Origin of the sequence: Streptomyces sp. NPDC048297 (assembly GCF_043201585.1) — a bacterium.
Lineage (GTDB): Bacteria > Actinomycetota > Actinomycetes > Streptomycetales > Streptomycetaceae > Streptomyces.
This window is the reverse complement of the sequence record NZ_JBICZA010000020.1, coordinates 33,687-60,567: the sequence shown is the minus strand read 5'-3', so window position 1 is coordinate 60,567 and position 26,881 is coordinate 33,687. Positions and strand designations below refer to the sequence as shown.

The window sequence follows — 26,881 nt, the reverse complement described above, 5'->3', positions numbered from 1 at the left end:
ATCCGGCCACGGTTTGACGTAGGAAGGCGGCGGTCCCCACAAGGGGGGCCGCCGCCTTCGTATGTCCGGTTGCGTGTATCCGGCTTCTTGTCCTGTCCGGGCTAGCGGGCGGCTGACTGCGGTCGCAGGGCGCCCGGTTTCGTCCTCGGGACCGGCGTGCCGTCCGTGCCGGCCACCGTCCGGCCGCCGAGCGGCGCGTCCAGCCGTACGGTCCTCACGTACTGCTTGGCGATCAGGATGCACACCTTGTCCGGCCAGGGCTTCTCGGTCACGGCGACCGTCACCTGCCGGGGGCTCTCCCGCACCGACACCGCGTAGTCGGCGCACACACCGCCCATGAAGCTCACGGTCAGCTTCCCGTCGTCGGCGGTGTAGCCGTCCACCTTCACCTCACGCGTCTTCGTATGCGTCTTCGGCGACGACGGCGTCGGCTCGGGGGCCGGCGCCGAGGCGGCCGGCGACGGCGAGGCCAGATACGCCGGGTCGACGGCGGGATACGTCACCGTGAAGGCGTCCCGCGCCGACGGGCCCCGCACCTCGAACAGCCAGGACGGCACCAGCGTCTGCCGCCCGGCGACGGAGCGAGCGGCCAGGCCGAACACGGCCTTGTCCACGGTGGCCGTGCCGGCGGGCGGCGCGGCCGGGGACGCGTTGCACGGCTGCTCCAGCCGGTCCTTCAGCGGCACCGGGCGCGCACAGCCGCCGATGCCCATCCGGTGCCCGTGCCGCTGCGCCGCGTTCATCAGCGCCAGCGTCTTGTGCGCGCCCAGCACGGGGTACGAAGCCCCCTCGACCGGCGTCCCCAGCAGCCCGTGGCCGCCGACGACCGAGCCCTGTGTGTCGAAGGTCAGGCCGGTCGTCCAGCCGGAGGTGGGCAGTCCGCCCACCACGGGATCGGCGTTCACCACCCGCCGGGCGCCCATCACCTGGCTCGCGTCGGTCTTCGCGCCGTCCTGCCCGAGCGCCTTCAGCACGGGCGCGGCGGCCCGTGTCGCCGCCGCCGCGCTCACCGGGGCGCCGGCCGGGGCGCCCGGGTCCTGTACGCAGACGGCGACCTTCGCGCAGTCGTCGGTGCCGGGCGTATACCGGCTGAAGGTCCAGCTGCCCGGCGCGTCCCCGCTCACCCGCAGGGCCGGCCCGGAGCCGTCCTTGCCGCCGACCCGCCAGCCCTCTCCCTGGGCCACGGGCGTGCCGTCGACCCCGAGCGCCTCGGCCAGCCGGGCCACCGCGTCCGCGCCCACCCGGCCCCGCGGCGCGTACACCGCCGCCGAGCCGGGGCCGTCCGGCAGCTTCCCCGGGGCCGTGTACGTGGCGCCGTACGGATCCGGCTCACCGGGCGCGATGCCGGCCGTGCCGGACTCCGCCCAGCCGTCCAGGACGAGCGGCGGGGGAGTGCCGCCACCACCGGACGCGCCCGCGTCCGTACGGCCGCCCGGCCCTCCGCCCGCCGCGAGGTACGCGCCACCGCCCCCGACCAGCAGCACGGCAGCCGCGACGGAGACGACGGCCAGGGGAGTACGACGCCGCCCGGACACCCCCTCGGCGCGCTCGGGGTGCTCCGGGGCCCCGGGGTCCGCGGAGTTCTTGGGATGCTCCGGGTTCCCGGGGGCCGTGGAGTTCTTGGGGTCCGCAGCGTTCCTGGGGTCCTCGGGGTCCTCGGGGTCCGCAGAGCTCTTGGGGTCCTCGGGCCGCTCGGTGTTCACCGCATCGCTCCTCGCTGATTCGTGTCCCACGCCCCCGGCACGGGGGACGGTGATGGGACGCGCGAGGCGAGCGCACGGTTCCCGCCGGTGCGCTCCCGGCTCAGTCGCCGTAGTCGGACATGGAGTCCAGCAGCCGGGCGGACCGTGCCGGCACGGACACTCCGTGGATCAGCGACGGCGGTACGGGACGCGCCGCCGGGTGCTCGGGAGCCGCCCAGCGCCGGGACATCCGGGCGCAGTCGCCGCGCAGCGACGCGAGATCGCCTTCGAGGTCGGCCGGGGCGGGCGAGGTGACCTTGAGGTTCGTCATGACGGCACCGTAGGCGCGCGGAGTGCCGCGAAGAAAGGTCTACTATCGGGTAGTTTTGCCAGCTTCAGTGGCCGTCGCCGAGCGGGTAGCGTGAACTGTCAACCGTCTCCCGTCTTTCCACCACTCCTCCAACGAGCGCTGACGCGCGCGTTTCACTCATCCGCAGGAGAATGTCCGTCGTGCGCATCGCAGTCACCGGCTCCATCGCCACCGACCACCTCATGACCTTCCCCGGACGCTTCGCCGACCAGCTCGTCGCGGACCAGCTGCACACGGTCTCGCTCTCCTTCCTGGTCGACAACCTGGACGTGCGCCGGGGCGGCGTCGGCGCGAACATCGCCTTCGGCATGGGCCAGCTCGGCACCCGGCCGATCCTGGTCGGGGCCGCGGGCTTCGACTTCGACGAGTACCGGGGCTGGCTGGAGCGGCACGGCGTGGACACCGAGTCGGTCCGGATCTCCGAGACCCTGCACACCGCCCGCTTCGTGTGCACCACCGACGCCGACCACAACCAGATCGGCTCCTTCTACACCGGCGCGATGAGCGAGGCCCGCCTCATCGAGCTGAAGACCGTCGCCGACCGCGTCGGCGGCCTCGACCTGGTCCTCATCGGCGCCGACGACCCGGAGGGCATGCTCCGCCACACGGAGGAGTGCCGCTCCCGGAACATCTCGTTCGCCGCCGACTTCTCCCAGCAGATCGCCCGGATGGAGGGCGAGGAGATCCGGATACTGCTGGACGGGGCGACGTTCCTGTTCTCCAACGAGTACGAGAAGGGCCTCATCGAGTCCAAGACGGGCTGGAGCGGCGCCGAGATCCTGTCCAAGGTCGGCCACCGCGTCACCACGCTCGGCTCGCGGGGCGTGCGGATCGAGCGGGACGGCGAGGACCCGATCGAGGTCGGCTGCCCCGACGAGGAGCGCAAGGCCGACCCCACGGGTGTCGGCGACGCCTTCCGTGCGGGGTTCCTCTCGGGGCTCGCGTGGGGTGTCTCGCTGGAGCGGGCGGCTCAGGTGGGCTGCATGCTGGCGACGCTCGTCATCGAGACGGTGGGGACGCAGGAGTACCAGCTGCGGCGGGGGCACTTCATGGAGCGGTTCACCAAGGCGTACGGCGACGAAGCCGCCGAGGAAGTCCGGACTCACCTGAGCTGACGCGTACGGGTGCTCGCGGGGCCGCACATCGGCACGGCCCCGCACGCCTCGCTCTCTCAGCAGGCGCCCTTCGGCCTCTCAGCCGGCGTCCCCCGGTCTCTCAGCCGGCCCCTCGCTCTCTCAGCCGGTCCGTCGCTCTCTCAGCCGGTCCGTCGCTCTCTCAGCCGGTCCGGCGGACCACGTAGGCGCTGCCCCTGTCCGCCGGTTCCTCGCCCACGTACTCCTGGCCCCGCATCTCGCACCACGCCGGGATGTCCAGGCGGGCCGCCTCGTCGTCGGAGAGGACGCGGACCGTTCCTCCGACCGGCACGTCCCCGATGACCTTGGCCAGTTCGATGACCGGGATCGGGCACCGCTTGCCGAGGGAGTCGACGACCAGTTCCTCCGTCCGGCCCACGTCGGCCGGGGCCGGGGCCGGGGCGCCCAGCTTCTCGCGGACCCCGGCCACGGCCGCCGGCAGGACGTCCAGGAAGCGCACCACGTCTTCCTCGGCCGTCCCGAGCGGCAGCGACACCCGGACGTTGCCCTCGCTCAGCACGCCCATCGCCTTCAGCACATGGCTGGGCGTCAGGGTGCTGCTCGTGCAGGAGGAGCCGGAGGAGACGGAGAAGCCGGCCCGGTCCAGCTCGTGCAGCAGGCTCTCCCCGTCGACATAGAGGCAGGAGAAGGTGACGATCCCCGGCAGCCGCCGTTCCGCGTCACCCACCACCTCGACGTCCGGCACCAGCTCGGGCACCCGGGTCCGGATCCGCTCCGTCAGCTCCCGCAGTCGTACCGCCTCCTGGGCCGCCTCGGCCCGTACGGCCCGCAGGCAGGCGACGGCCGCCACGATCGCCGGGATGTTCTCGAAGCCGGCCGCGCGCCCCGACTCCCGTTCGTCGGCCGGGCCTTGGGCGGCGAAGCGCACGCCCTTGCGCACGACGAGCAGCCCGACCCCCGAGGGACCGCCCCACTTGTGGGCGCTGCCCGCCAGCAGCGACCAGTCCCCCTCCACCGGACCCCATCCCAGCGACTGCGCGGCGTCCACCAGCAGGGGCACGCCGGCCGCCCGGCAGGCCTCGGCCACCTCGGCCACCGGCTGTACGGTGCCCACCTCGTGGTTGGCCGACTGGAGACAGGCCAGCGCGGTGTCCGGCCGGAGCGCGGCCGCGTAGGCCGACGGGGTCACCGCTCCCGCCCGGTTGACGGCCACTCGGGTGACAGTTCCGCCGTCCTTCTCGGACGACTCCGCCGCATGGAGGACGCAGGAGTGTTCGACGGCTGACACGATGAGGTGGCTCCCCACCCGCCGCCGCCCGGCCAGCGCTCCCGCGATCCCGGTGTGCACGGCGCGGGTCCCCGACGACGTGAACACCACCTCGTCCGCCCGGCACCCCACCGCCTCCGCCGCCGCCTCCCGGGCCGCGTCGAGCAGCATCCGGGCCCTGCGCCCCTCCCGGTGGAGACGGGCGGGATCCGCCCACCCCTCGTCGAGGGAGGCCAACAGCGCCTGACGGGCTACGGGATGGAGGGGAGCGGCGGATGCGGCGTCGAAGTAGGACACACAGCAACGTTAAGTCTTCGGTGGGAGCGGCGGGCAAAGGGGCGCGGGGACCGCGCTGACATGCGGCTCCGCCGCGGGCGCGACCAGCCACGACGGACGCGCACCCGCCGCTCCAAACCGCCACAACCCGAGTTATTAGGACCCCGATCTCACCCCAACAGGGTGACAGGCGTCGTGTGTGCCCCCCTCCCCGCGAACCCTCGGAGAGCGTCGGCTAGGGTTTGGTCCGCATAAACATCCAAACCCCTGCCCGTCGCAGGGCGGCGACCGACCAGCGAGAAGGCCGCAGCCGACCGCGCGGGCGAGACTCTCGGGAAGGCGCTACGTGAGTCCCAACGGCTCCGACCGCTCGCCGCGGCGCCCGATGCGGCGGAAGCTGCTGCAGGCACTGACCGCGGGCCTGGTCCTGGCGACCGCAACCGGTTGCACATACAAGGACTTCCCCCGCCTTGGCATGCCCACCCCGACCACGGAAGAGGCTCCGCGGATCCTCTCCCTGTGGCAGGGCTCCTGGGCTGCCGCACTGGCCACCGGCGTGCTGGTGTGGGGCCTGATCCTGTGGAGTGCTTTCTTCCACCGGCGCAGCCGCACCAAGGTCGAGGTACCTCCGCAGACCCGGTACAACATGCCGATCGAGGCCCTGTACACGGTGGTCCCGATCATCATCATCTCGGTGCTCTTCTACTTCACGGCCCGGGACGAGTCGAAGCTTCTCAGTCTCACGGACAAGAAGGCCGACGTCACGGTCAACGTGGTCGGCTTCCAGTGGAGCTGGGGCTTCAACTACATCGAGAGCGTGCCGGGTTCCACCGGTGACGCCAAGACCGACAAGAACCTGGACGCCATTCCGGACCGGTTCAAGAAGGACTTCCCGGCGAACGCCGGCGGTGTCTACGACGTCGGTACGCCCGGTACGCGCAACCCGCAGACCGGCAACCCCGGTCCGACGCTGTGGCTGCCCAAGGGCAAGACGGTCCGCTTCGTCCTCACCTCGCGTGACGTCATCCACTCCTTCTGGGTGGTGCCGTTCCTCATGAAGCAGGACGTCATCCCGGGCCACACCAACGCGTTCCAGGTGACGCCGAACCAGGAGGGCACCTTCCTCGGCAAGTGCGCGGAGCTCTGCGGTGTCGACCACTCCCGGATGCTGTTCAACGTGAAGGTCGTCTCCCCCGAGCGCTACGAGCAGCACCTCAAGGACCTCGCCAAGAAGGGGCAGACCGGTTACATTCCCGCCGGCATCGCGCAGACGAGCCACGAGAAGAACCGGGAGACGAACAACCTGTGAGCATCCTCAACGAACCCCAGGGTGCCGCCGCAGCTGAGGACTCGTACGAGAACGAGCTTCCGGTCAGGCGCAAGCAGCCCGGCAATGTCGTGGTGAAGTGGCTGACGACCACCGACCACAAGACGATCGGCACGCTGTATCTGGCGACGTCGTTCGCGTTCTTCCTGATCGGCGGCGTGATGGCGCTGCTCATGCGCGCCGAGCTGGCCCGTCCGGGCCTGCAGATCATGTCGAACGAGCAGTTCAACCAGGCGTTCACGATGCACGGCACCGTGATGCTGCTGATGTTCGCGACGCCGCTGTTCGCGGGCTTCGCGAACTGGATCATGCCGCTGCAGATCGGCGCGCCCGACGTGGCGTTCCCGCGGCTGAACATGTTCGCCTACTGGCTCTACCTGTTCGGCTCGACCATCGCGGTGGGCGGCTTCCTCACCCCGCAGGGTGCGGCCGACTTCGGCTGGTTCGCCTACTCCCCGCTGTCGGACGCGGTCCGTTCGCCGGGCGTCGGCGCCGACATGTGGATCATGGGTCTGGCCTTCTCCGGCTTCGGCACGATCCTCGGTTCGGTCAACTTCATCACCACGATCATCTGCATGCGTGCCCCGGGCATGACCATGTTCCGCATGCCGATCTTCGTGTGGAACGTGCTGCTGACCGGTGTCCTGGTCCTGCTGGCCTTCCCGGTGCTGGCCGCCGCGCTGTTCGCCCTGGAGGCGGACCGCAAGTTCGGAGCCCACGTCTTCGACGCGGCGAACGGCGGAGCCCTGCTATGGCAACACCTCTTCTGGTTCTTCGGCCATCCAGAGGTGTACATCATCGCGCTGCCGTTCTTCGGCATCATCTCCGAGATCATCCCGGTGTTCTCCCGTAAGCCGATGTTCGGCTACATGGGCCTGATCGCCGCGACGATCGCGATCGCCGGTCTGTCCGTGACGGTGTGGGCCCACCACATGTACGTCACCGGTGGTGTGCTGCTGCCGTTCTTCTCCTTCATGACGTTCCTGATCGCGGTGCCGACCGGTGTGAAGTTCTTCAACTGGATCGGCACGATGTGGAAGGGCAGTCTCTCCTTCGAGACGCCGATGCTGTGGGCGACCGGCTTCCTGGTCACCTTCACCTTCGGTGGTCTGACGGGTGTCATCCTGGCCTCGCCGCCGATGGACTTCCACGTCTCCGACTCGTACTTCGTGGTGGCCCACTTCCACTACGTGGTCTTCGGTACGGTCGTCTTCGCCATGTTCGCCGGCTTCCACTACTGGTGGCCGAAGATGACCGGCAAGATGCTCGACGAGCGCCTCGGCAAGATCACCTTCTGGACGCTGTTCTTCGGCTTCCACGGCACCTTCCTGGTCCAGCACTGGCTGGGTGCCGAGGGCATGCCGCGTCGTTACGCCGACTACCTGGCGGCCGACGGCTTCACCGCCCTGAACACGATCTCGACGATCAGCTCGTTCGTGCTCGGCATGTCGATCCTGCCGTTCCTCTACAACGTGTGGAAGACGGCCAAGTACGGCAAGCCGGTCAACATGGACGACCCGTGGGGCTACGGCCGCTCGCTCGAGTGGGCGACGTCCTGCCCGCCGCCGCGGCACAACTTCCTCACCCTGCCGCGGATCCGCAGCGAATCCCCGGCGTTCGACCTGCACCACCCCGAGATCGCCGCCCTTGAGCTGGAGCACGCCGGGCACGGCGCCATCGCGGGCGACAAGGAGGCCGGCAAGTGAAGATCCAGGGTCGGATGTTCATCTGGCTGAGCTTCTTCATGCTGATCATGGCCGTCGTGTACGGCGTGTGGTCGAAGGAGCCGGCCGGTACCACGGCGCTCTTCCTGGCCTTCGGCCTGTCGATCATGATCGGCTTCTACCTGGGCTTCACCGCCCGCCGGGTGGACGCCGGTGCGCAGGACGACAAGGAGGCCGACGTCGCGGACGACGCGGGCGAGCTGGGCTTCTTCAGCCCGCACAGCTGGCAGCCGCTCGCCCTGGGCGTCGGCGGCGCGCTGGCCTTCCTCGGCATCGCCGTCGGCTGGTGGCTGCTGTACTTCTCGGCACCGATCATCATGATCGGCCTGTTCGGGTGGGTGTTCGAGTACTACCGCGGTGAGAACCGCACCCAGTAACACGCGCTGAACGCACCGGGAGCCCGGACCCTCCGCCAGGAGAGTCCGGGCTCCTGCGTTTGCCAGAGTGTCTGTCCCCCGTATGGGTTACATAGCGCGCTCATAGGCTCTGCACCTCATAGCGTGATCATATGAACCACACTGCGCGGACCCGCGCCGTCGTCAGTTGCACCTTGCTGGTGACCGCCCTCGGCGCGGGCATGACCGCCTGCAGTTCGCACGGCAACACCCTGGCGGACAAGCCGTACGACGCAGCAGGCCAGATCTCCTTCAGCGGCCCCATCGACGCGGGCAAGCGGGCCGATCCGGACAAGCCCCTGGAGGTCACCGTCAAGGACGGTGACGGCCGCATCACGGACGTGACCGCCCAGGACTCCACAGGGCGCTATGTGACGGGCGAACTGACCGCCGACGGCAGCAGATGGCACAGCACCTCCCCGCTGGCCGCCAACGCCCACTACACGGTCCGGGTCAGCACCGAGGACGACGACGGCGCACCGGGCCGCAAGACGCTCGCCTTCGACACCACCAAGCCCACCAGCAAGAAGCGACTGGCCGTCACCTTCGGGCCGGACGCGGGCGAGTACGGCGTCGGGCAGCCCATCACCGCGCAACTCGACCAGGCGGTCAAGGGCAAGGCGCAGCGGGCCGTCGTGGAGCGCGGTCTCAGGGTGGACTCGGTGCCGGCCGTGCAGGGCTCCTGGTACTGGGTGAGCGACAAGGAACTCCACTACCGCCCCAAGGAGTACTGGCCCGCCCACGCCACCATCCAGGTCCACAGCAACCTGGACGGCGTCAAGGTCAGCGACCGTCTCTGGGGCGGCACGGCCAAGCCCCTGAAGATCACCACCGGGGACCGGATCGAGGCGGTCACGGACGCCGCCACGCACCAGCTGACGTACTACAAGAACGGCCAGGCGGTGAACTCGGTCCCGGTCACCACCGGCAAGCCCGGCTTCGAGACCCGCAACGGCGTCAAGGTGGTCCTGGAGAAGCAGTACTTCGTACGCATGAAGGGCACCACCGTCGGCATCGCCGAGGGCAGCGCCGACTCCTACGACCTGCCGGTCTACTACGCCACCCGGGTGACCTGGTCCGGCGAGTACGTGCACGCCGCACCCTGGTCCGTGGGCTCCCAGGGCTACGCGAACGTCAGCCACGGCTGCACCGGCATGAGCACCGGCAACGCCGAGTGGTTCTTCCAGAACATCCACGAGGGCGACATCGTCAAGGTGGTCAACTCGGGCGGCAACCAGATGGAGCCCTTCGGCAACGGCTTCGGTGACTGGAACCTCGACTGGGCCAAGTGGCGTTCCGGCAGCGCGCTCGTCAACGGCACCGCCGACACCTCGTCCCTGCAGAACTCGGCACGTCTGCAGCCGGCGGCCGCCTGACGCACTCAGGTGACGTGCCCAGGTGACGCACCCGGATGACGCACTCAGGGGCGCGAGGCTGTACCGACAGCCCTCGCGCCCCTGACCGTCATGCGCTCAGCAGCCTCTTCGTGCGCAGCAGGGAGGCCAGCGCCGAGGCGAACTCCACCGGGTCCACGGGCAGGGTGACCGCCGCGTCGGCGCGGCTCCACGTGGCCAGCCACGCGTCCTGGGGGCGCCCCATCAGCACCAGCACGGGCGGGCACTGGAACACCTCGTCCTTGATCTGCCGGCACACCCCCATGCCCCCCATCGGCACGGCCTCACCGTCGAGCACGCACACGTCGATGCCGCCCTTGTCCAGCTCCCTGAGCACCGCCCCGGGAGTCGCGCACTCCACGAACTCCACGAGCGGCACGTCGGGAGCCGGCCTGCGGCCGGCGGCCAGCCGCACCTGTTCCCGGGTGTTGGAGTCGTCGCTGTAGACCAGCACCGTGGCGGTCGGCTGCATTGTTCCTCCGAGAGACGTCAGCGTCGTACGGGCGGGACGGACGGGGCCGTTCGGGCGGATGTTACTCCCGTCGAAGTGTCCATGAACACCACGTCAACACCAGTTCGGCGGGCAGCAACACTCCGAACGGCACCCCCCGGAGTGAGCGCGAGATAAGCGACCGACATAATGTCGGTCGTGGCGACAGCAACGACAGTAGAAACCGGGCACGCGCACCCGTCGGTCAACCGGCCGAACCTCACCAGCGTCGGAACCATCATCTGGCTGAGTTCCGAGCTGATGTTCTTCGCGGCCCTCTTCGCGATGTACTTCACCCTCCGGTCGGTGACCGGACCGGCGCACTGGAAGGAGATGGCGCACGCGCTCAACGTGCCCTTCTCCGCGACGAACACCACGATCCTGGTGCTCTCCTCGCTCACCTGTCAGCTCGGCGTGTTCGCGGCCGAGCGCGGTGACGTGAAGAAGCTCCGTGGCTGGTTCATCCTGACCTTCATCATGGGTGCCATCTTCATCGGCGGTCAGATCTACGAGTACACCGAGCTGGTGAAGAAGGACGGCATCTCGCTGTCCTCGGACCCGTACGGCTCGGTGTTCTACCTGACCACCGGCTTCCACGGCCTGCACGTGACGGGCGGTCTCATCGCCTTCCTGCTGGTCCTCGGCCGCACCTACGCGGCGAAGAGGTTCACGCACGAGCAGGCGACCGCCGCCATCGTCGTGTCCTACTACTGGCACTTCGTCGATGTCGTCTGGATCGGCCTTTTCGCCACGATCTACCTGATCAAGTAGCCGGGACCGTTCCCGCACATCCAGAAGCACCGACGCAGAAGATCCTGACACCGGGGTAATCCGTGAAAAAGCTCTCCGCACGACGACGCCATCCGCTGGCGGCGGTCGTCGTCCTACTCCTCGCGCTGGCGGCAACTGGGGGGCTGTACGCCGCGTTCGCACCCGCGGGCAAGGCACAGGCCGATGAAACCTCCCAGTCCCTGACCATCAAGGAGGGCAAGAAGCTCTACGAGGTCGGCTGCGCCAGCTGCCACGGCACCGGTGGCCAGGGCTCCTCCGACGGCCCGAGCCTGGTGGGTGTGGGCGCCGCCGCGGTCGACTTCCAGGTCGGCACCGGCCGTATGCCGGCCTCCACCTCGCAGATGGCTCAGCTCCCGAGCAAGAAGACCATCTACACGCAGGACCAGATCGACCAGCTCGCCGCGTACGTGGCCTCGCTGGGCGCCGGTCCGACCGTGCCCACCAGCGAGCAGTACGGTCCTGACGGCGCGGACATCGCCAAGGGCGGCGAGCTGTTCCGCACCAACTGCGCGCAGTGCCACAACTTCACCGGTAAGGGCGGTGCCCTCACCCGGGGCAAGTACGCACCGAACCTCGAGGGCGTAGCGCCGAAGCACATCTACGAGGCCATGCAGACGGGCCCGCAGAACATGCCGTCCTTCCCCGACACCACGCTGTCGGAGAAGAACAAGAAGGACATCATCGCGTACCTCGACGCGGTCAACGGCAGCAAGACGGAGAACCCGGGCGGTCTGGAGCTGGGCGGCCTCGGGCCGGTCAGCGAGGGTCTGTTCGCCTGGATCTTCGGCCTCGGCGCGCTGGTCGCGGTCGCCGTCTGGGTCGCCGCTCGGACCGCAAAGGCCAAGAAGTCATGAGTAGCCAAGACATTCCAGAAGAGAACCTGCCCGCAGAGCAGGGCCACGCGCACGGCGTGGTGAGCGTCGCGGACGAGGAGAACCCGTTCGCCGACCCGGGGCTGGCGCCCCATGAGCACCGCATCCAGGACATCGACGAGCGGGCCGCCAAGCGGTCCGAGCGTGTGGTCGCCCTGCTGTTCACGGTGTCGATGCTGGCCACCGTCGGCTTCATCGCCTCGTACGTGACGATCCCGCGTGACAAGTCGGTCTTCGTCTTCCCGATCGGTCACCTCAGCGCGCTGAACTTCGCGCTGGGCCTGACCCTCGGTACGGCGCTGTTCTGCATCGGCGCGGGCGCGGTCCACTGGGCCCGCACCCTGATGTCCGACGCGGAGGTCGCCGACGAGCGCCACCCCATCGAGGCGTCCCCCGAGGTCCGCGCGAAGGTCTTCGACGACTTCCGCCAGGGCGCCAAGGAGTCCGCGCTCGGCCGTCGCAAGCTGATCCGCAACACGATGTTCGGTGCGCTGGCCCTGGTGCCGCTCTCCGGCGTCATGCTGCTGCGCGACCTCGGCCCGCTGCCCCACAAGACGCTTCGCCACACCCTGTGGGCCAAGGGCAAGCTCCTCGTCAACATGAACACCAACGAGCCGCTGCGTCCCGAGGACGTCGCCGTCGGTTCGCTGACCTTCGCCAAGCCCGAGGGCCTGGAGGAGACCGACGAGGACTTCCAGAACGAGATCGCCAAGGCCGCCCTGATGATCATCCGGCTCCAGCCGAACAACATCAGGGACAAGCAAGAGCTCGCTTGGTCGCACGAGGGCATCGTCGCGTACTCGAAGATCTGCACCCACGTGGGCTGCCCGATCTCCCTGTACGAGCAGCAGACGCACCACGTGCTGTGCCCGTGCCACCAATCCACCTTCGACCTCTCCGACGGCGGCCGAGTGATCTTCGGTCCCGCCGGTCACGCCCTGCCGCAGCTGCGCATCGGCGTGAACGAAGAGGGTTACCTCCAGGCTCTCGGTGACTTCGCGGAGCCCGTCGGTCCTGCATTCTGGGAGCGCGGATGAGTACTGCATCGAACGCATCGAATTCGTCCGCCGGCGCGGCGGGCACCTCGCGCGGTAAGGCTCCGGCCGGCGAGCGCATCGCCGACTGGGCGGACGGCCGGCTGGGGATCTACTCCCTGGCCAAGTCCAACATGCGCAAGATCTTCCCGGACCACTGGTCGTTCATGCTCGGTGAGGTCTGCCTCTACAGCTTCCTCATCATCATCCTGACCGGTGTCTACCTGACGCTGTTCTTCCACCCGTCGATGAACGAGGTGGAGTACCACGGCAGCTACGTCCCGCTCCAGGGACAGCTGATGTCCGAGGCGTTCAGCTCGACCCTGCACATCTCCTTCGAGGTGCGCGGTGGCCTGCTCATCCGGCAGATCCACCACTGGGCCGCGCTGATCTTCCTCGCCGGCATGTTCGTGCACATGATGCGCGTGTTCTTCACGGGCGCGTTCCGCAAGCCGCGTGAGATCAACTGGCTGTTCGGCTTCCTGCTGTTCGTCCTCGGCATGTTCACCGGTTTCACCGGTTACTCGCTCCCGGACGACCTGCTCTCCGGCACCGGTGTGCGCTTCACCGAGGGCGCGATCCTGTCCATGCCGATCGTCGGCACGTACATCTCGTACTTCCTCTTCGGCGGCGAGTTCCCCGGCCACGACTTCGTGGCCCGGTTCTACTCGATCCACATCCTGCTGCTGCCGGGCATCATGCTCGGTCTGGTCGTCGGCCACCTGATCCTGGTCTTCTACCACAAGCACACGCAGTTCGCGGGCCCCGGCAAGAAGGAGACGAACGTCGTCGGCATGCCGCTGCTGCCGGTGTACATGGCGAAGGCCGGTGGCTTCTTCTTCCTGGTCTTCGGCGTCATCGCGGCCATCGCGGCGGTCGCTCAGATCAACCCGATCTGGGCCATCGGCCCGTACCGGCCGGACCAGGTGTCCACCGGCGCCCAGCCCGACTGGTACATGGGCTTCGCCGAGGGTCTGGTCCGCTACATGCCGGGCTGGGAGATCAACTTCTGGGGCCACACGCTCGTCCTCGGTGTGTTCATCCCGCTGGTCCTCTTCGGCGTGGTCCTCGCGGCGATCGCGGTGTACCCGTTCATCGAGTCCTGGGTCACCGGTGACAAGAGCGAGCACCACATCCTGGACCGCCCGCGCAACGCCCCGACGCGTACCGCGTTCGGTGTCGCCTGGGTGACCGTGTACATGGTCGGTCTGGTCGGTGGTGGCAACGACCTGTGGGCCACCCACTTCCACCTGTCGATCAACGACGTGACCTGGTTCGTCCGGATCAGCTTCTTCGCAGGTCCGGTCCTCGCGTTCATCATCACCAAGCGGATCTGCCTCGGCCTGCAGCGCCGGGACAAGGAGAAGGTGCTGCACGGTCGCGAGACCGGCATCATCAAGCGCCTGCCGCACGGTGAGTTCATCGAGGTCCACGAGCCGCTCAGCCAGGAGCAGCTGCACACGCTCACGGCGCACCACCAGTACGAGCCGGCGCAGATCGGCCCGGCGGTGGACGAGAACGGCGTCGAGCGCAAGGTGAAGGGCAAGGAGAAGCTGCGCGCCAAGCTCTCCAACGCCTACTTCGGCGAGGACAACCAGATCCAGAAGCCGACCGTCGACGAGTACAAGGAGATCACGAGCGGCCACGGCCACCACTGATCCCCGCGTCGCCACGCCACGGCAGAAGGACCCCGTCCGGTTCCGGACGGGGTCCTTCTCCGTGCTCAGCCTGACTCTGTCGGGGATCTTGAGGATCCCCGGCGGGGCAGCATGATCAACGGGCATGCTCGGCTCTGTTCAAGGACCGATGCAGTTGTCGAGGTGCCCGTTGTCGCTCCGTGCCCGTTCTGGTGAGCAAGTCCCTTCTCTGACCGCGCGACCGCCTTCCAGAACTACCTGGACCAGCACGGAATCACCCGGCCGAGGTCTTGGCGGTCCGCCAGAGACTGAGCAGACCACCAAGATCCCCGACAGAGTCAAGCTCACGGGTGGATAGGGTGGTGTACGACGATCCACACCTGTGCACTCGACTGGAGCGGCTGATGAGCGCTGTGACCCCCGCTGGAGGCGACACCGCGGCGGGCCGTTCCTGGCCCGCCCTGCTGAACGGGCTGCTGGACGGCCGCGACCTGTCCGCCGACGAGACCGCGTGGGCGATGGACCGGATCATGCGCGGCGAGGCGACCGACGCCCAGATCGCCGGGTTCATGGTGGCGCTGCGGTCCAAGGGCGAGACGGTCGAGGAGATCATCGGGCTCGTCAGGACCATGTACGAGCACGCCAACGTGATCGAGGTGCCCGGCCCCGCGGTCGACATCGTCGGCACGGGCGGCGACGGCGCCAAGACGGTGAACATCTCCACGATGTCCTCGATCGTCGTGGCCGGCACCGGCGCGAAGGTCGTCAAGCACGGCAACCGCGCCGCGTCCTCCGCCTCCGGCTCCTCCGACGTCCTGGAGAAGCTCGGGGTCGACCTGAACCTGAGCCCGCAGCGCGTCGCCGAGGTCGCCGAAGAAGCCGGCATCACCATGTGCTTCGCGGTGAAGTTCCACCCCGCGCTGCGTCATGTCGCGGCCGCACGCGGCCAGTTGGGCATCCGGACGACCTTCAACGTCCTCGGTCCGCTGACCAACCCGGCCAAGGTGCGCGCCCAGGCGGTCGGCGTCGCCGACCCGCGCATGGCGCCCATCGTGGCCGGCGTCCTCGCCGAGCGCGGCAACTCCTCGCTGGTCTTCCGGGGCGACGACGGCCTGGACGAGCTGACGACCACGTCCACCTCCCGGGTCTGGGTGGTCCGGGACGGCAAGGTCACGGAGGAGGTCTTCGACCCGCGTGAGGTCGGCATCGGCCTCGTCCCCGTCGACGCCCTGCGCGGCGCCGACGCCGCCTACAACGCTCAGGTGGCACGGCGCCTGCTGGACGGCGAGCAGGGCCCGGTCCGCGACGCCGTCCTGCTCAACTCCGCGGCGGCCCTCGTCGCCCTGCACCCCACGGACGCCTCCCTGCCCGAGCAGCTCGGCGAGGGGATGGCCAAGGCCGCCGAGTCCATCGACTCCGGCGCGGCGAAGCGGACGCTGGAGCGCTGGATCGAGGCCACCCACCGCTGACTCCGGCCCCATGTGACGCACGGCGCAGTCCGGATGGCGGACTGCGCTGTGCGCGCCGAAGGCCGTGTGGCAGGATACGGATCAGGTCATGAGTGACAGTCATGAGGCCCCGGCCGACTGTCCGGCAACCCTCCGTCCGTGGCGGGGTGCCCCGGGTGAAGACCAGGTCGTAGGCAGCGAGGTCTACGGCAAGCGCGGACCCCTCACGCACTGTGAGAAGTGCGGGGCCAGGGGTCCTGGTCGTTCGAGGGAGCCTTCCGTGAGCAAGCGAATGCGATAGGGCCGCTGAGCCCCGCCTCCGCACCCCCTTTTTCTCTTTTCACCTTTCTGTGCCACTGCGCACCGCGCTTGAGCATGCCCGCTCGCGCGGTGACTCCGGCCTGCCTCACGGGAGTTCGCCATGTCTGTCTTCACCGCTGCCGCCGACCAGTCCGTTTGTACCCCGCTGCCCGTTCTGGGCCGGGATGTCACCGTGCCGCTCGTCACCGGCGGCGAGGTCACGTACGCCGCGCTCGACTACGCCGCCAGCGCCCCCGCCCTCCAGCGCGTCTGGGACGACGTCGCCGCGTACGCCCCCTACTACGGCAGCGTCCACCGCGGCGCCGGCTACCTGTCCCAGCTCTCCACCGACCTGTTCGAGAACGCCCGCCGCACGGTCGCCGAGTTCCTCGACTGCCGCGCCGCCGACCAGGTGGTCTTCACCCGCTCGACCACCGACTCCCTGAACCTCCTGGCCCGCGCGCTCCCCGCCGGCTGCCAGGTCTTCGTCTTCGAGACCGAGCACCACGCCTCGCTGCTGCCCTGGCAGGACGCCCAGGTCACCTACCTCGACGCGCCGAGCACCCCGCTCCGGGCCGTCGAGACCCTGGAGCGTGCCCTCGTCGGCCGCACCGTGTCCGCCGAAGGGGGCGACGGCCCGGCCCTGGTCTGCGTCACCGGCGCCTCCAACGTCACCGGCGAGCTGTGGCCGGTGCGCGAACTGGCCGCCGCCGCGCACGCGCACGGCGCCCGGATCGTCCTGGACGCCGCCCAACTGGCCCCGCACCACCCGGTGTCGGTCACGGACCTGGACGTCGACTGGGTCGCCTTCTCCGGCCACAAGCTGTACGCGCCCTTCGGCTCCGGTGTGCTGGCCGGCCGCGCCGACTGGCTCCGGGCCGCGCAGCCGTACCTCGCGGGCGGCGGCGCGAGCCGCGCCGTATCCCGTCGCCAGGACGGCGGGGTGGACGTGGAGTGGCACGAGAGCGCGGCCCGCCACGAGGCCGGCTCCCCGAACGTCATCGGTGCCTACTCCATCGCCTCCGCCTGCAAGGCGCTCACCGAGGCCGGTTTCGACTCGCTCGTCGCCCGCGAGGAGCACCTCATCCGCACGGTCCGCGAGGGCCTCGCCGAGGTCCCCGAGGTGAAGGTCCTCTCCCTCTTCGGCGACGACGCCCCGCGCGTCGGCGTGATCTCCTTCGTCGTGGAGGGCTGGAACAGCTCCCACTTCGCCGCCGCCCTCTCCGCCGAGTACGGCATCGGCGTCCGCGACGGCCTGTTCTGCGCCCACCCGCTGGTGCGCACCCTCCTCGGCACCGACCCCCAGACCCAGGGCGAATGCGGCGCCCCCGAGGCCACGCCGGGCGAGAAGTCCCTGAACGCCATCCGCGTCAGCTTCGGCGCGGGAACCCCGGACGAGCACGTCGAGCGCTTCGTGAACGCGGTGCGGGAACTGGTCACCGAGGGTGCGAAGTGGCAGTACCGCACGGAGGAGGGCCGCTGCGTCCCGGCGGTGTGACCTGCTGATCCAGCCGACGTGCGGGTCATGTACCAAGGGGCGCGGGTGAGCCCGTGCCCCTCGGAAGCCGAGGTGGCCCCTCAGCCGTCCAGCCCGATGGAGAAAGCGGCCTCCAGGTCGTGCTGCGAGTACGTCCGGAACGCCACGTGCGTGTCCGTCGCCTCCACACCCTTGATCTTGCTGATCCGCCCGGGGATGACGTCCGCCAGGTCCTCGTGCTGCCGCACCCGCACCATCGCGATCAGGTCGTACGTACCGGTGACGGAGAAGACCTCGCTCACGGACTCCAGCGAAGCGATCTGCTCCGCGATCTCGGGGATCCGGTCCACGCTGGTCTTGATCAGGACGATCGCGGTGATCACGGCTGGTTCTCTCCCTTGGGTGCCGGAGCCTGGGCGGCCCTCACTCTAGCCCGCCCGTCTCCCCCCACCACCCTTCTGAGGACGCCCTTCGGGCCCTTCCCCCTGCCGTAGCGCACCCACGCGTAACCGAAGCCGAGGCCGAAGCCGACGACATGCGCCAGGTAGGCCACCCCCGGCCCCTGCGGTGCGCGGCTCGCCGCGAGCCACTGCAGGGCGGCCCAGAACGGCAGCACGATCCAGGCCGGGAAGCGCAGCGGCAGGAAGAACAGGAAGGGGAGGAGACTGGTGACACGGGCGCGCGGGAACAGGTACAGGAACGCACCGAGGACCGCCGAGATCGCCCCGGACGCGCCGACCAGCGACTGCGGGGAGCTCGCGTTGGCGGCCGCGTACCCGAGCAGGGCCAGGTAACCGCAGCCGACGTAGAAGAGGGTGAACTCCACCCGGCCCATCCGTTCCTCGGTCATCACCCCGAAGACGAAGAGGAAGAGCATGTTGCCGAGCAGGTGCACCCAGCTGCCGTGCACGAACAGGGCCGTGGCCGGGGCGAGGGCCTGGCCCAGGGGTGCGCGGAACAGCTCGGCCGGGATCACCCCCCAGTGCCGGAAGTACGCGCGCTGCGCGGCGGCCAGCGCGTTCCCGGAACCGTACGTCGGTGTGAGCCCGGAGGCCGGGCCCAGGACGAAGATCAGACAGCACAGGGCGATGAGGAGGTACGTCATCGGTGCCGTGGTGCCCCGGACGGCCCTGGACGTCCGGCCGGCTGTCGTGGTCGCGTCGCTGATCATGAATACAGAGCATGACGTAACCGGACGCAGTGGCACAGACCGCCTCGCCGCCGTGGACGGACGGGCGACGAGGAGCCGCCAGGCCGTAGGGTTACGACCCACACGCGTCGGGGAGCGGCGCGCGCCGGCCCGAGAAGGAAGCGAACAGTCACGATGACGGTACCCCTGCCGACCGCCACCACCCGGTGGCGCTGCACCCTCTGCGGCAACCTCACCCGTTTCGACGTGACGCGCGTGTCCAAGGTCGTCGAGTACGTCCACCTGGACCTCGCCGGTGAGCCGAGCGTCGAGGAGCGCGAGGTCGTCAGTGAGACGATCGAGTCGGTGCGCTGCCGCTGGTGCAACGCGGTGGATCAGGTGGAACTTGTGGACAGGCCGGGTGCCGGCTCCTGAGCGGAGCGGGCCCCGTCGAGGTATTGGGGTGTGACGGATGGTGGAGAGCGCGGGCGGGGGGCCGGGCGACGGCACCGCCGAGGTGCTTGACCGTCCGCTGCCCGACGGCGTGCGCCGGCGGGTCGTGCAGATCGTCTCGGACGCCTTCGGCGGCCTGACCGTGGCCGAACTGCCCACCCAGTTGCGGCAGTACGCCCGGTTCACCCCGAACCGGCGGGCCAAGTTCGCCGGGAACGCGATGGCGGCCGCGCTGGAGACCGATCCGCTGTTCCGGCAGCGGATCGGGGAGAAGTTCAAAGAGGCGCAGCCGGAACTCTCCGGCGCCCTGGACTCCGGCTCCCCGCCCCCGGCCGCGGACCCGCTCGACGTGGCGGCCGCGGCCTACGTACTGCGGCCCACGGGCTGGGTGAAGCTGGTCGCCGCGGCCGGTGAGGAGGCCCAGCGGGCGGACGCCGAGCGGGCCGACGAGGAGAGCCGGGCCGAACTGGAGCGGCTGCGCGAGGAGCTGACGCAGGCCCGCGAGCAGACCCGGGCCGAGACCGAGCGGCTGCGCGCCGAGCTGGACGCGGCGAAGAGGGAAGCGGAATCGCTTCACCGCAAGCTGCGGTCCGCCCACAGCGACATGAAGCGCGGGGAGGCCGCGCTGCGCAAGATCCAGGGCGAGATCGAGGCCGTACGGGCCGAGGGGCAGGCGCAGGTGTCCGCCGCCGAGAGCGAGTCCCGGCGGCTCAAGGCCCGGCTGGGCGAGGTGGAGGCCGTGCTGGAGGCCACCCGCCGGGCCTCCCGCGAGGGCCGCAGCGTGGAGGACATGCGGGTACGGCTGCTGCTGGACACCGTGCTGGAGGCGGCCCAGGGGCTGCGGCGCGAACTGGCGCTGCCGCCGGTCTCCGTGCGCCCGGCCGAGACGGTGGACGCGGTCGCACCGGGGCGGATGACCCCGAAGGACATCGCGGCCCGCGCCCTGTCCGAGAACGACCCCGCGGTCCTCGACCAGTTGCTGGCGCTGCCGCAGGCGCATCTGGTCGTCGACGGCTACAACGTCACCAAGACCGGGTATCCGCAGATGCCGCTGGAGAAGCAGCGGCTGCGGCTGCTGGGGCAGCTCTCCGCGCTCGCCGCGCAGACCGGCGCGGAGGTGACGTGTGTCTTCGACGGCGCCGAACTGGCCGCGCCGGTGCTGCTCGCGCCTCCGCGCGGCGTCCGGGTCCTGTTCTCGAAGCCGGGTGTCACGGCCGACGAGCTGATCCGGCAGCTGGTGCGCGCGGAGCCGCCGGGCCGTCCGGTGATCGTCGCCTCGACCGACCGGGAGGTCGCCGACGGGGTCGCCCGCGCCGGTGCCCGCCCTGTCGCCTCTGCGGTACTTCTCAAGCGACTGTCCTGAAGGTTCAACGGGCACATGCAATGCCCGAATTGGACCGATCTTCACGCAACGTAGCGTCAAGCGGACGTCACCCCTGGTGAGTTGTGTGCAAAGAATGCGGTGAGTGACGAGATTTTTTGCCGTGAGGATTTGAACTGATCACAACTAGGTCACTAGGGTCAGGCCTCGAACCTCCGAACGGGTGATCACTCACAAGAAGGAGTTCGTCCTCCGTGGCGTCCCATCGTCGACCCAAGCAGCCGAGCCGCACGCGTGTCACCGTGCTGACCACCGCAGCCGCCGCTGCCGTCGCACTCAGTGCGAACGCCGCCAATGCCGCGCCGAGCGCCAAGCTCAGCAAGGACGAGGTAAAGGCGAAGGTCGACAAGCTCTACGAACAGGCGGAACAGGCCACCGAGAAGTACGACGGGGCCAAGGAGAAGCAGCAGAAGCTGCAGAAGGAAATCTCCACCATCCAGGACAACGTCGCCCGCGGTCAGCAGGAGCTGAACAAGCTGCGCGACGGCCTCGGTTCGATGGCGACCGCCCAGTACCGCTCGGGCGGCATCGACCCGTCGGTCCAGCTCTTCCTGTCCTCGGACCCGGACAGCTTCCTCGACAAGGCGTCCACCCTCGACCAGTTGAGCGCCCAGCAGGTCGAGTCCCTGAAGAAGATTCAGGACAAACAGCGCGAACTCGCCCAGGAGCGGTCAGAGGCCACCGAGAAGCTCAAGGACCTCGCCACCACCCGCACCGAGCTGGGCAAGAAGAAGAACGAGGTCAAGGGCAAGCTCGCCGAGGCGCAGCGTCTGCTCAACACCCTGACGGCCAAGGAGAAGGCGGCCCTCGCCGCCGAGCAGGAGCGCGCCAACCGCTCCTCCACCCAGCGCCCGGACCTCGGCAACTCCACCGCCGCCTCCGGCCGTGCCGCCGCCGCGTTCTCCGCCGCGCAGAGCGTGATCGGCTCCCCGTACGTCTACGGCGCCTCCGGCCCCTCGTCCTTCGACTGCTCGGGCCTGACCTCCTGGGCCTACGCGCAGGCCGGCGTCTCCATACCGCGCACCTCCGAGTCGCAGGCCGGTATCGGGGCGCGCCTGTCCATGAGCCAGCTCCAGGTCGGCGACCTGGTGTTCTTCTACGGCGACCTGCACCACGTCGGCCTCTACGCCGGCAACGGCCAGGTGCTGCACGCCCCGCACACCGGCGCCGTGGTCCGCTACGAGTCGATCGGCAACATGCCGTTCCAGTTCGGCGTCCGCGTCTGATCGTTCACCCGAGCCGCTCATGGAGGCGCCCGATCGGGCGAATCCCGGCAACCGGAACTGACTCCTCGCCCCGCCCATGACCTGCGTCAGGGGCGGGGTGCCGCGTTCCCGGGGCCCTTCGCGGCTTTGGAGGGGGTCCCTTCGCACGGCTACTGTCTGGCGCGTTTCCCCGGCGCCCGGGTCTCCCCGTCCCCGGCGCCGGGGGACGGTACCTGTCGCCCAGCAGAAGGACTGCCGTGGGGTCCCATCGCCGTCTCGCCCCCTCCGGGTTCCACCGGGGGGCCTCCGCCCTGTGCGTACTGTCGGCCGCCGCCGGCACGTTCGGCGCCGTGTCCGCGCAGGCGGCGCCGCACACGGACACCCGTGCCGAGGTGGACCGCCTCTACGAGGAGGCCGAGAAGGCGACCCAGGCCTACGACAAGGCGGACGAGCGCGCCGGGGTGCTGCGCCGGGAGATCCGTAACGCCCAGGACCACATCGCCCGGCAGCAGCAGCGCGTCAACGAGCTGCGGGAGCGCCTCGGTTCGCTGGCCGGCGCCGAGTACCGCTCCGGTGGCATCGACCCGGCCGTCGCCCTGCTCTTCTCCCACGACCCCGAGGACTACCTCGACAAGGCCACCACCCTCGACCGCATCGACGCCCGGCAGGCCGGTCAGCTCAGGGAGTTGCGCTCCGCGCTGCGCGAACTCGCCCAGGAACGCGAGGAGGCGGCGGGCAGGCTCGACGAACTGGAGCGCAGCCGCACGGCGGTCGGCACGCACAAGCGGACCGTGGAGAGGAAGCTCGCCCGCGCCCGCCGGCTCCTCGCCTCCCTGCCGCCCGCCGAACGCGCCGCCTACGACCGGGCCTCCCGCTCCGGCCGCGTCGACCCGCTGGGCCTGACCGACACCGCCGCTCCCGGTGGCCGCGCCGCGGCGGCCCTCGCCGCCGCCCGCTCCGCGCTCGGCCGCCCCTACGTGTGGGGCGCGAACGGCCCCTCCGGCTTCGACTGCTCGGGCCTGATGCAGTGGTCGTACGCGCACGCCGGGATCCAGCTGCCGCGCACCTCGCAGGAGCAGCGGTTCGCCGGCCGGCAGATCCCGCTCTCCCAGGCACGCCCCGGCGATCTGGTCGTCTACCGCTCCGACGCCAGCCATGTGGCGATGTACGCGGGCCACGGCCAGATCATCCACGCGCCCTACCCCGGGGCGCCGGTGCGCTACGACCCGGTCGGGATGATGCCGATCTCCTCGGTGACCCGGCCCTGACCTGCCCCCGTACGCCGTACGATCGGGAAATGGCTGTTCGTGCAGGGGCGCGGGGGACGCGGCGGGCGTGGCGCCTGGCCGTGGCGGGGCTCTGCCTGCTCCTCGTGCCGCCCCTGACGGGCTGCGGGGCACGCGGGGCGGGCGACACGGCGCAGGCCCAGGTGCAGCGGGTGCTGGACCGGAGGGCGGCGGCCCTGCTCCACCACGACGAGACGGCGTACGACGCGACCGGCAGCCGCACCCAGTACGCCCGGCTGACCGCGCTCCCGCTGGCCTCCTGGCGCTACCGGGTCACCACCGTGCACCGCGGGAGCGCGGGCGCCACCGCCGACACCGAGCTGGACTACCGGGTCGCCGGCTACGACACGGTCCCGGTCAGCGTCCGCCGCACCGTCACCCTCGGCCGCACGGCCGACGGCGCCTGGTACGTCACCGGTGACAGACCCGCGGGCGCCTCGGGGCAGCAGCTGTGGGACCAGGGGCCGTTGACCGCGTTCAAGGGCGCGCACAGCCTGGTCCTCGGGGCCGGCCAGAACAGCGGCGAGCTGCGCACGTACGCCCGGCTCGCGGACCGCGCGGTGCCGGCCGTCTCCGGGGCGTGGGGCACCGACTGGACCCGGCGGGTCGTCGTCCTCGTACCGCGCACCCTGGACGGCATGGCGGGCCTGCTCGGCGCCCCCGCCTCCGACTACCGGGGCATCGCCGCCGTCACCACCGGCGAGGCGGGAGGATCGGGGCAGGCCCCCGCGGACCGGGTGGTCGTCAACCCCGAGGCGTACGTGGCCCTCGGCGGGACCGGCAAGCAGGTCGTGCTCACCCACGAGACCACGCACGTGGCCACCCGGGCGCACACCACCGCCGCCACCCCGCTGTGGCTCTCCGAGGGCTACGCCGACTGGATCGGCTACCTCGGCACCGGCCGCACCCCCACCGAGGCCGCGCCGGAACTCGCCCGCGCCGTCCAGGACGGCCAGACGCCCGCACAGCTCCCCTCCGACAAGGCCTTCGGGTTCACCAGCGACCCGACCCGCCTCGCACAGGCCTACGAGGGCGGCTGGCTGGCCTGCCGGATGATCGCCGACCAGTGGGGCCAGGCCCGCCTCGGCGCCTTCTACCGCTCCGTCGGAACCCACCGGCAACGGCCGGGCGCGGTCGAGGCCGCCCTGAAGAAGGTCCTCGGCACCACACCGAAGGAGTTCACCGCGCGGTGGCGCGCGTACGTGCGCGCGCAGCTGACCTGAGCAAGCGCGCCGGCCGGGGCGCGCAGGAGGCCGTGACGAGCGGGGGAACCGTGGAGCACCACAGGCGGCGGCAGGCCGAAAGGGCCGCGGTGACCAGCAGGCCGTTGCGCAGGAGCAGCAGCGTGATGCCGTAGGCGTCGCTCACCACCACGTGCGAGAAACCGAGCGGGAACTCCAGCACCGTCACGAAGGAGGCCGCCACGACCATGAGCACGGGCGCTCCCATCGGGCTCGCGCGAAAGCACAGGCACACCGCGGCCAGCCCGACCAGCCACACCAGGTACTGCGGGCTGATCACCCTGCTCGTGACCGTGAACAGCAGCACCGCCGTGAAGGCCGCGTCCGCGAGCGTGTGCGGGGCCGTCCGCGTGGCACGCAGCCGCCACAGCAGCAGCCACGCGAAGGCGAGCCCGGTCAGCGCCAGCGCGGCGGTGCCGACCGGTGCGACGTACGGGCCGAGGAACTCGATCGACCCGTAGTTCAGCAGGACCTCGCCCCGCCAGCCGAAGTGCCGGGCCACATGGAAGACCAGCGCGCCCACCGACTCCACCTCGGTGCCGCGGTCCCGCTGGAAGGTGAGGAAGGCGAACGAACCCGGCATGGACACCGCGAACAGCGCCGCCGGTCCGGCCACGGCCACCGCCGCCGCCCCCCACGCCCGCAGCCGGAAGGAGCCCGCCAGCAGCAGCGCCGGCCACACCTTCAGCAGCGCCCCGAGCCCGGCCAGCGCCCCCAGCACCCGCGGATGCCGTACCCCCGCGAGCAGCGCGGCCACGGCCACCGCGGTCACCATCACGTCGTAGCGGGCGTACACCGTCGGGCCGAGCAGGGCCGTGCCCACCGTCCACACCCAGGCGCCGCGCGCCGACCGGCCGGGACGCCTCGCCGTGCGGCGCAGCAGCGCCAGCACGGTCAGGTCGGCCAGGAGGGCGAGGACGTAGAAGGCGCATGGGTAGCCGAGGAACGGCAGCAGGCCGGGGGAGAGGATCGCGAGCGCGGCGGCCGGCGGGTACTGCCAGGTCACGTCGTCCAGCGGAAACGTGCCCTGGCGCAGCACCTCGTACCAGCCCTGGTAGATCACCGACACGTCGGAGGTGACGTCCGGGCCGGGGAAGACGAACACCCGGAACACGAAGAGCAGCAGCGCCGCGCGGGTCACGCACCAGGTCGCGAGCAGCCACGCCTGGGACCGCCCGGCGCCCTTCGTCTCCACGTGATCCCCTGCCGTCCGACTACCGGGTCCAGGCACTCATGATGTCCTGCCCCGCCGCGAGCCTGCCGACGGACCCGGCCGGGCGGGGCAGGGGACGCCCGATTGGGTAGGGTCGGCGGCGATGCACAAGACGCTCGTGGTGACCAACGACTTCCCGCCCCGCCCCGGCGGCATCCAGGCCTTCCTGCACAACATGGCACTGCGCCTGGACCCCGGCCGGCTGGTCGTCTACGCGTCCACCTGGAAGCGCACCCCGGAGGGCGTCAGGGCCACGGCAGAGTTCGACGCCGAGCAGCCCTTCACCGTCGTACGCGACCGTACGACCATGCTGCTGCCCACCCCCGGTGCGACCCGGCGGGCGGCCGGGCTGCTGCGCGAGCACGGCTGCACCTCGGTGTGGTTCGGGGCGGCGGCACCGCTCGGCCTGATGGCGCCCGCGCTGCGCAGGGCCGGCGCCGAGCGGCTGGTCGCCACGACGCACGGGCACGAGGCCGGCTGGGCCCAGCTGCCCGCCGCCCGGCAGCTGCTGGGCCGGATCGGCGAGTCCACGGACACGATCACCTACCTCGGCGAGTACACCCGCTCCCGCATCGCCACGGCCCTGAGCCCCGCCGCGGCGGACCGGATGGTCCAGCTGCCGCCCGGGGTCGACGAGAAGGTCTTCCACCCCGGCTCCGGGGGCGAGGAGGTGCGCGAGCGGCTCGGCCTCACCGACCGGCCGGTCGTCGTCTGCGTCTCCCGCCTGGTGCCGCGCAAGGGCCAGGACACCCTCATCCGGGCCCTGCCCCGGATCCTGGCCGCCGAGCCGGACGCCGTGCTCCTGATCGTCGGCGGCGGCCCCTACGAACAGGATCTGCGCCGTCTGGCCCGCGAGAGCGGCGTCGACTCCTCGGTCCGCTTCACCGGCGCCGTCCCCTGGTCCGAGCTGCCCGCCCACTACGGCGCCGGCGACGTCTTCGCCATGCCCTGCCGCACCCGCCGCGGCGGCCTGGACGTGGAGGGCCTCGGCATCGTCTACCTGGAGGCGTCCGCCACGGGCCTCCCGGTCGTCGCGGGCGACTCGGGCGGCGCCCCGGACGCGGTCCTGGACGGCGAGACCGGCTGGGTCGTACGGGGCGGCTCCCCCGAAGAGACCGCCGACCGCATCGTCCCCCTGCTGGCCGACCCCGAACTGCGCCGCAGAATGGGCGAACGCGGCCGCCGCTGGGTCGAGGAACGCTGGCGCTGGGACCTGCTCGCCGAGCAACTGAAAATCTTGCTCTAGGGCAGTCTCCCAAGGGGCGCGGGGAACTGCGCGACCAGCCACGGTAGACCCGTACCCGCCAACGGTGATGCCTCGCCACCCCCTTGGGCGACCAAAACACCCCAACCCCCTTGGCGGACCGCGTCAATCCGCACATGCTGCCAACATG

24 protein-coding genes and 1 riboswitch are annotated in these 26,881 nt (G+C 70.5%); of the genes, 17 read left to right on the top strand and 7 right to left on the bottom strand.

Annotated features, from left to right (window positions below):
- Positions 1-101 precede the first annotated feature (101 nt).
- Both ACGFYV_RS22530 and ACGFYV_RS22525 read right to left on the bottom strand, forming a co-directional pair.
- Positions 102-1,703 carry a hypothetical protein gene (locus ACGFYV_RS22530; protein WP_393880208.1) on the bottom strand — a complete coding sequence of 534 codons (1,602 nt, stop codon included), beginning with the start codon at positions 1,701-1,703 and terminating at the stop codon, positions 102-104.
- Between the two features lie 100 nt (positions 1,704-1,803).
- Positions 1,804-2,013 (bottom strand): hypothetical protein, encoded by a 210-nt coding sequence (locus ACGFYV_RS22525; RefSeq protein ID WP_393880207.1) that lies wholly within the window; start codon positions 2,011-2,013, stop codon positions 1,804-1,806.
- A gap of 179 nt (positions 2,014-2,192) precedes the next feature.
- Between ACGFYV_RS22525 and ACGFYV_RS22520 the strand changes: the two genes are divergently transcribed.
- Positions 2,193-3,167, top strand: coding sequence for a carbohydrate kinase family protein (locus ACGFYV_RS22520; RefSeq protein ID WP_393880206.1), 975 nt, complete (start codon positions 2,193-2,195; stop codon positions 3,165-3,167).
- Positions 3,168-3,327: 160 nt separating this feature from the next.
- Here the strand turns inward: ACGFYV_RS22520 and ACGFYV_RS22515 are convergent, their stop codons facing one another.
- A complete protein-coding gene (locus ACGFYV_RS22515) occupies positions 3,328-4,710 on the bottom strand; it encodes a cysteine desulfurase/sulfurtransferase TusA family protein (RefSeq protein WP_393880205.1) in 1,383 nt (460 codons plus the stop codon).
- A 325-nt stretch (positions 4,711-5,035) separates the two neighbouring features.
- Between ACGFYV_RS22515 and coxB the strand changes: the two genes are divergently transcribed.
- The 4 genes from coxB (at position 5,036) to ACGFYV_RS22495 (ending at position 9,511) form a co-directional block, all read left to right on the top strand.
- Positions 5,036-5,998, top strand: coding sequence for a cytochrome c oxidase subunit II (gene coxB / locus ACGFYV_RS22510; RefSeq protein WP_393880204.1), 963 nt, complete (start codon positions 5,036-5,038; stop codon positions 5,996-5,998).
- A complete protein-coding gene (ctaD, locus tag ACGFYV_RS22505; protein WP_393880203.1) occupies positions 5,995-7,722 on the top strand; it encodes a cytochrome c oxidase subunit I in 1,728 nt (575 codons plus the stop codon). The genes coxB and ctaD overlap by 4 nt, the downstream gene beginning before the upstream one ends.
- The gene (locus tag ACGFYV_RS22500; RefSeq protein ID WP_393880202.1) at positions 7,719-8,117 is read left to right on the top strand and encodes a cytochrome c oxidase subunit 4; all 399 of its coding nucleotides are present in this window, start codon (positions 7,719-7,721) and stop codon (positions 8,115-8,117) included. The genes ctaD and ACGFYV_RS22500 overlap by 4 nt, the downstream gene beginning before the upstream one ends.
- A gap of 131 nt (positions 8,118-8,248) precedes the next feature.
- Positions 8,249-9,511: an Ig-like domain-containing protein gene (locus tag ACGFYV_RS22495; protein ID WP_393880201.1), complete on the top strand. Its 1,263-nt coding sequence runs from the start codon at positions 8,249-8,251 to the stop codon at positions 9,509-9,511.
- A gap of 88 nt (positions 9,512-9,599) precedes the next feature.
- Here ACGFYV_RS22495 and ACGFYV_RS22490 read toward each other — a convergent pair whose 3' ends face one another.
- Entirely contained in the window at positions 9,600-10,001 is a 402-nt protein-coding gene (locus tag ACGFYV_RS22490; protein WP_393880200.1) for a hypothetical protein, read from the bottom strand.
- Between the two features lie 168 nt (positions 10,002-10,169).
- Here ACGFYV_RS22490 and ACGFYV_RS22485 point away from each other — a divergent pair, with 168 nt between their 5' ends.
- The 6 genes from ACGFYV_RS22485 (at position 10,170) to ACGFYV_RS22460 (ending at position 17,600) form a co-directional block, all read left to right on the top strand.
- The gene (locus tag ACGFYV_RS22485; RefSeq protein ID WP_301974529.1) at positions 10,170-10,790 is read left to right on the top strand and encodes a heme-copper oxidase subunit III; all 621 of its coding nucleotides are present in this window, start codon (positions 10,170-10,172) and stop codon (positions 10,788-10,790) included.
- A 62-nt stretch (positions 10,791-10,852) separates the two neighbouring features.
- Entirely contained in the window at positions 10,853-11,665 is an 813-nt protein-coding gene (locus ACGFYV_RS22480; protein WP_393880199.1) for a c-type cytochrome, read from the top strand.
- Positions 11,662-12,720, top strand: coding sequence for a Rieske 2Fe-2S domain-containing protein (locus ACGFYV_RS22475; RefSeq protein ID WP_393880198.1), 1,059 nt, complete (start codon positions 11,662-11,664; stop codon positions 12,718-12,720). The genes ACGFYV_RS22480 and ACGFYV_RS22475 overlap by 4 nt, the downstream gene beginning before the upstream one ends.
- Positions 12,717-14,375, top strand: a complete 1,659-nt coding sequence (locus ACGFYV_RS22470) for a cytochrome bc complex cytochrome b subunit (RefSeq protein ID WP_393880197.1) — start codon at positions 12,717-12,719, stop codon at positions 14,373-14,375. The genes ACGFYV_RS22475 and ACGFYV_RS22470 overlap by 4 nt, the downstream gene beginning before the upstream one ends.
- Before the next feature lie 383 nt (positions 14,376-14,758).
- Positions 14,759-15,823 carry an anthranilate phosphoribosyltransferase gene (gene trpD / locus ACGFYV_RS22465; RefSeq protein WP_393880196.1) on the top strand — a complete coding sequence of 355 codons (1,065 nt, stop codon included), beginning with the start codon at positions 14,759-14,761 and terminating at the stop codon, positions 15,821-15,823.
- Between the two features lie 84 nt (positions 15,824-15,907).
- A riboswitch (SAM riboswitch) is annotated at positions 15,908-16,024 on the top strand.
- A gap of 199 nt (positions 16,025-16,223) precedes the next feature.
- Positions 16,224-17,600 (top strand): aminotransferase class V-fold PLP-dependent enzyme, encoded by a 1,377-nt coding sequence (locus tag ACGFYV_RS22460; RefSeq protein WP_393880195.1) that lies wholly within the window; start codon positions 16,224-16,226, stop codon positions 17,598-17,600.
- An 80-nt stretch (positions 17,601-17,680) separates the two neighbouring features.
- Here ACGFYV_RS22460 and ACGFYV_RS22455 read toward each other — a convergent pair whose 3' ends face one another.
- Both ACGFYV_RS22455 and ACGFYV_RS22450 read right to left on the bottom strand, forming a co-directional pair.
- Positions 17,681-17,962 (bottom strand): Lrp/AsnC family transcriptional regulator, encoded by a 282-nt coding sequence (locus tag ACGFYV_RS22455; RefSeq protein WP_393880194.1) that lies wholly within the window; start codon positions 17,960-17,962, stop codon positions 17,681-17,683.
- Complete coding sequence (locus ACGFYV_RS22450) at positions 17,959-18,750, bottom strand: rhomboid family intramembrane serine protease (RefSeq protein WP_393880193.1); 792 nt, start codon at positions 18,748-18,750, stop codon at positions 17,959-17,961. The genes ACGFYV_RS22455 and ACGFYV_RS22450 overlap by 4 nt, the downstream gene beginning before the upstream one ends.
- 153 nt (positions 18,751-18,903) lie before the next feature.
- Between ACGFYV_RS22450 and ACGFYV_RS22445 the strand changes: the two genes are divergently transcribed.
- From ACGFYV_RS22445 to ACGFYV_RS22425, 5 genes are all read left to right on the top strand, one after another.
- Positions 18,904-19,143: a hypothetical protein gene (locus ACGFYV_RS22445; RefSeq protein WP_393880192.1), complete on the top strand. Its 240-nt coding sequence runs from the start codon at positions 18,904-18,906 to the stop codon at positions 19,141-19,143.
- Positions 19,144-19,180: 37 nt separating this feature from the next.
- Positions 19,181-20,524 carry an NYN domain-containing protein gene (locus ACGFYV_RS22440; RefSeq protein WP_393880191.1) on the top strand — a complete coding sequence of 448 codons (1,344 nt, stop codon included), beginning with the start codon at positions 19,181-19,183 and terminating at the stop codon, positions 20,522-20,524.
- Between the two features lie 212 nt (positions 20,525-20,736).
- Positions 20,737-21,768, top strand: a complete 1,032-nt coding sequence (locus tag ACGFYV_RS22435; RefSeq protein WP_393880190.1) for an NlpC/P60 family protein — start codon at positions 20,737-20,739, stop codon at positions 21,766-21,768.
- Positions 21,769-22,004: 236 nt separating this feature from the next.
- A complete protein-coding gene (locus ACGFYV_RS22430) occupies positions 22,005-23,015 on the top strand; it encodes an NlpC/P60 family protein (RefSeq protein WP_393880189.1) in 1,011 nt (336 codons plus the stop codon).
- A 29-nt stretch (positions 23,016-23,044) separates the two neighbouring features.
- Positions 23,045-24,256, top strand: a complete 1,212-nt coding sequence (locus ACGFYV_RS22425; RefSeq protein ID WP_393880188.1) for a hypothetical protein — start codon at positions 23,045-23,047, stop codon at positions 24,254-24,256.
- Here ACGFYV_RS22425 and ACGFYV_RS22420 read toward each other — a convergent pair.
- Positions 24,213-25,469, bottom strand: coding sequence for a glycosyltransferase 87 family protein (locus ACGFYV_RS22420; protein ID WP_393880187.1), 1,257 nt, complete (start codon positions 25,467-25,469; stop codon positions 24,213-24,215). The genes ACGFYV_RS22425 and ACGFYV_RS22420 overlap by 44 nt on opposite strands.
- A 121-nt stretch (positions 25,470-25,590) precedes the next feature.
- On the opposite strand from ACGFYV_RS22420, the gene ACGFYV_RS22415 reads away from it, so the two are divergent.
- The gene (locus ACGFYV_RS22415; protein ID WP_393880186.1) at positions 25,591-26,733 is read left to right on the top strand and encodes a glycosyltransferase family 4 protein; all 1,143 of its coding nucleotides are present in this window, start codon (positions 25,591-25,593) and stop codon (positions 26,731-26,733) included.
- Positions 26,734-26,881 lie beyond the last annotated feature (148 nt).

Bases quoted from the DNA above. Each gene is read 5' to 3' on its own strand.
- ACGFYV_RS22525 (WP_393880207.1), bottom strand. From the start codon at position 2,013: ATGACGAACCTCAAGGTCACCTCGCCCGCCCCGGCCGACCTCGAAGGC.
- ACGFYV_RS22495 (WP_393880201.1), top strand. From the start codon at position 8,249: ATGAACCACACTGCGCGGACCCGCGCCGTCGTCAGTTGCACCTTGCTG.
- ACGFYV_RS22490 (WP_393880200.1), bottom strand. From the start codon at position 10,001: ATGCAGCCGACCGCCACGGTGCTGGTCTACAGCGACGACTCCAACACC.
- ACGFYV_RS22485 (WP_301974529.1), top strand. From the start codon at position 10,170: ATGTCGGTCGTGGCGACAGCAACGACAGTAGAAACCGGGCACGCGCAC.
- ACGFYV_RS22475 (WP_393880198.1), top strand. From the start codon at position 11,662: ATGAGTAGCCAAGACATTCCAGAAGAGAACCTGCCCGCAGAGCAGGGC.
- ACGFYV_RS22470 (WP_393880197.1), top strand. From the start codon at position 12,717: ATGAGTACTGCATCGAACGCATCGAATTCGTCCGCCGGCGCGGCGGGC.
- trpD (WP_393880196.1), top strand. From the start codon at position 14,759: ATGAGCGCTGTGACCCCCGCTGGAGGCGACACCGCGGCGGGCCGTTCC.
- ACGFYV_RS22460 (WP_393880195.1), top strand. From the start codon at position 16,224: ATGTCTGTCTTCACCGCTGCCGCCGACCAGTCCGTTTGTACCCCGCTG.
- ACGFYV_RS22450 (WP_393880193.1), bottom strand. From the start codon at position 18,750: ATGATCAGCGACGCGACCACGACAGCCGGCCGGACGTCCAGGGCCGTC.
- ACGFYV_RS22445 (WP_393880192.1), top strand. From the start codon at position 18,904: ATGACGGTACCCCTGCCGACCGCCACCACCCGGTGGCGCTGCACCCTC.
- ACGFYV_RS22440 (WP_393880191.1), top strand. From the start codon at position 19,181: ATGGTGGAGAGCGCGGGCGGGGGGCCGGGCGACGGCACCGCCGAGGTG.
- ACGFYV_RS22425 (WP_393880188.1), top strand. From the start codon at position 23,045: ATGGCTGTTCGTGCAGGGGCGCGGGGGACGCGGCGGGCGTGGCGCCTG.
- ACGFYV_RS22415 (WP_393880186.1), top strand. From the start codon at position 25,591: ATGCACAAGACGCTCGTGGTGACCAACGACTTCCCGCCCCGCCCCGGC.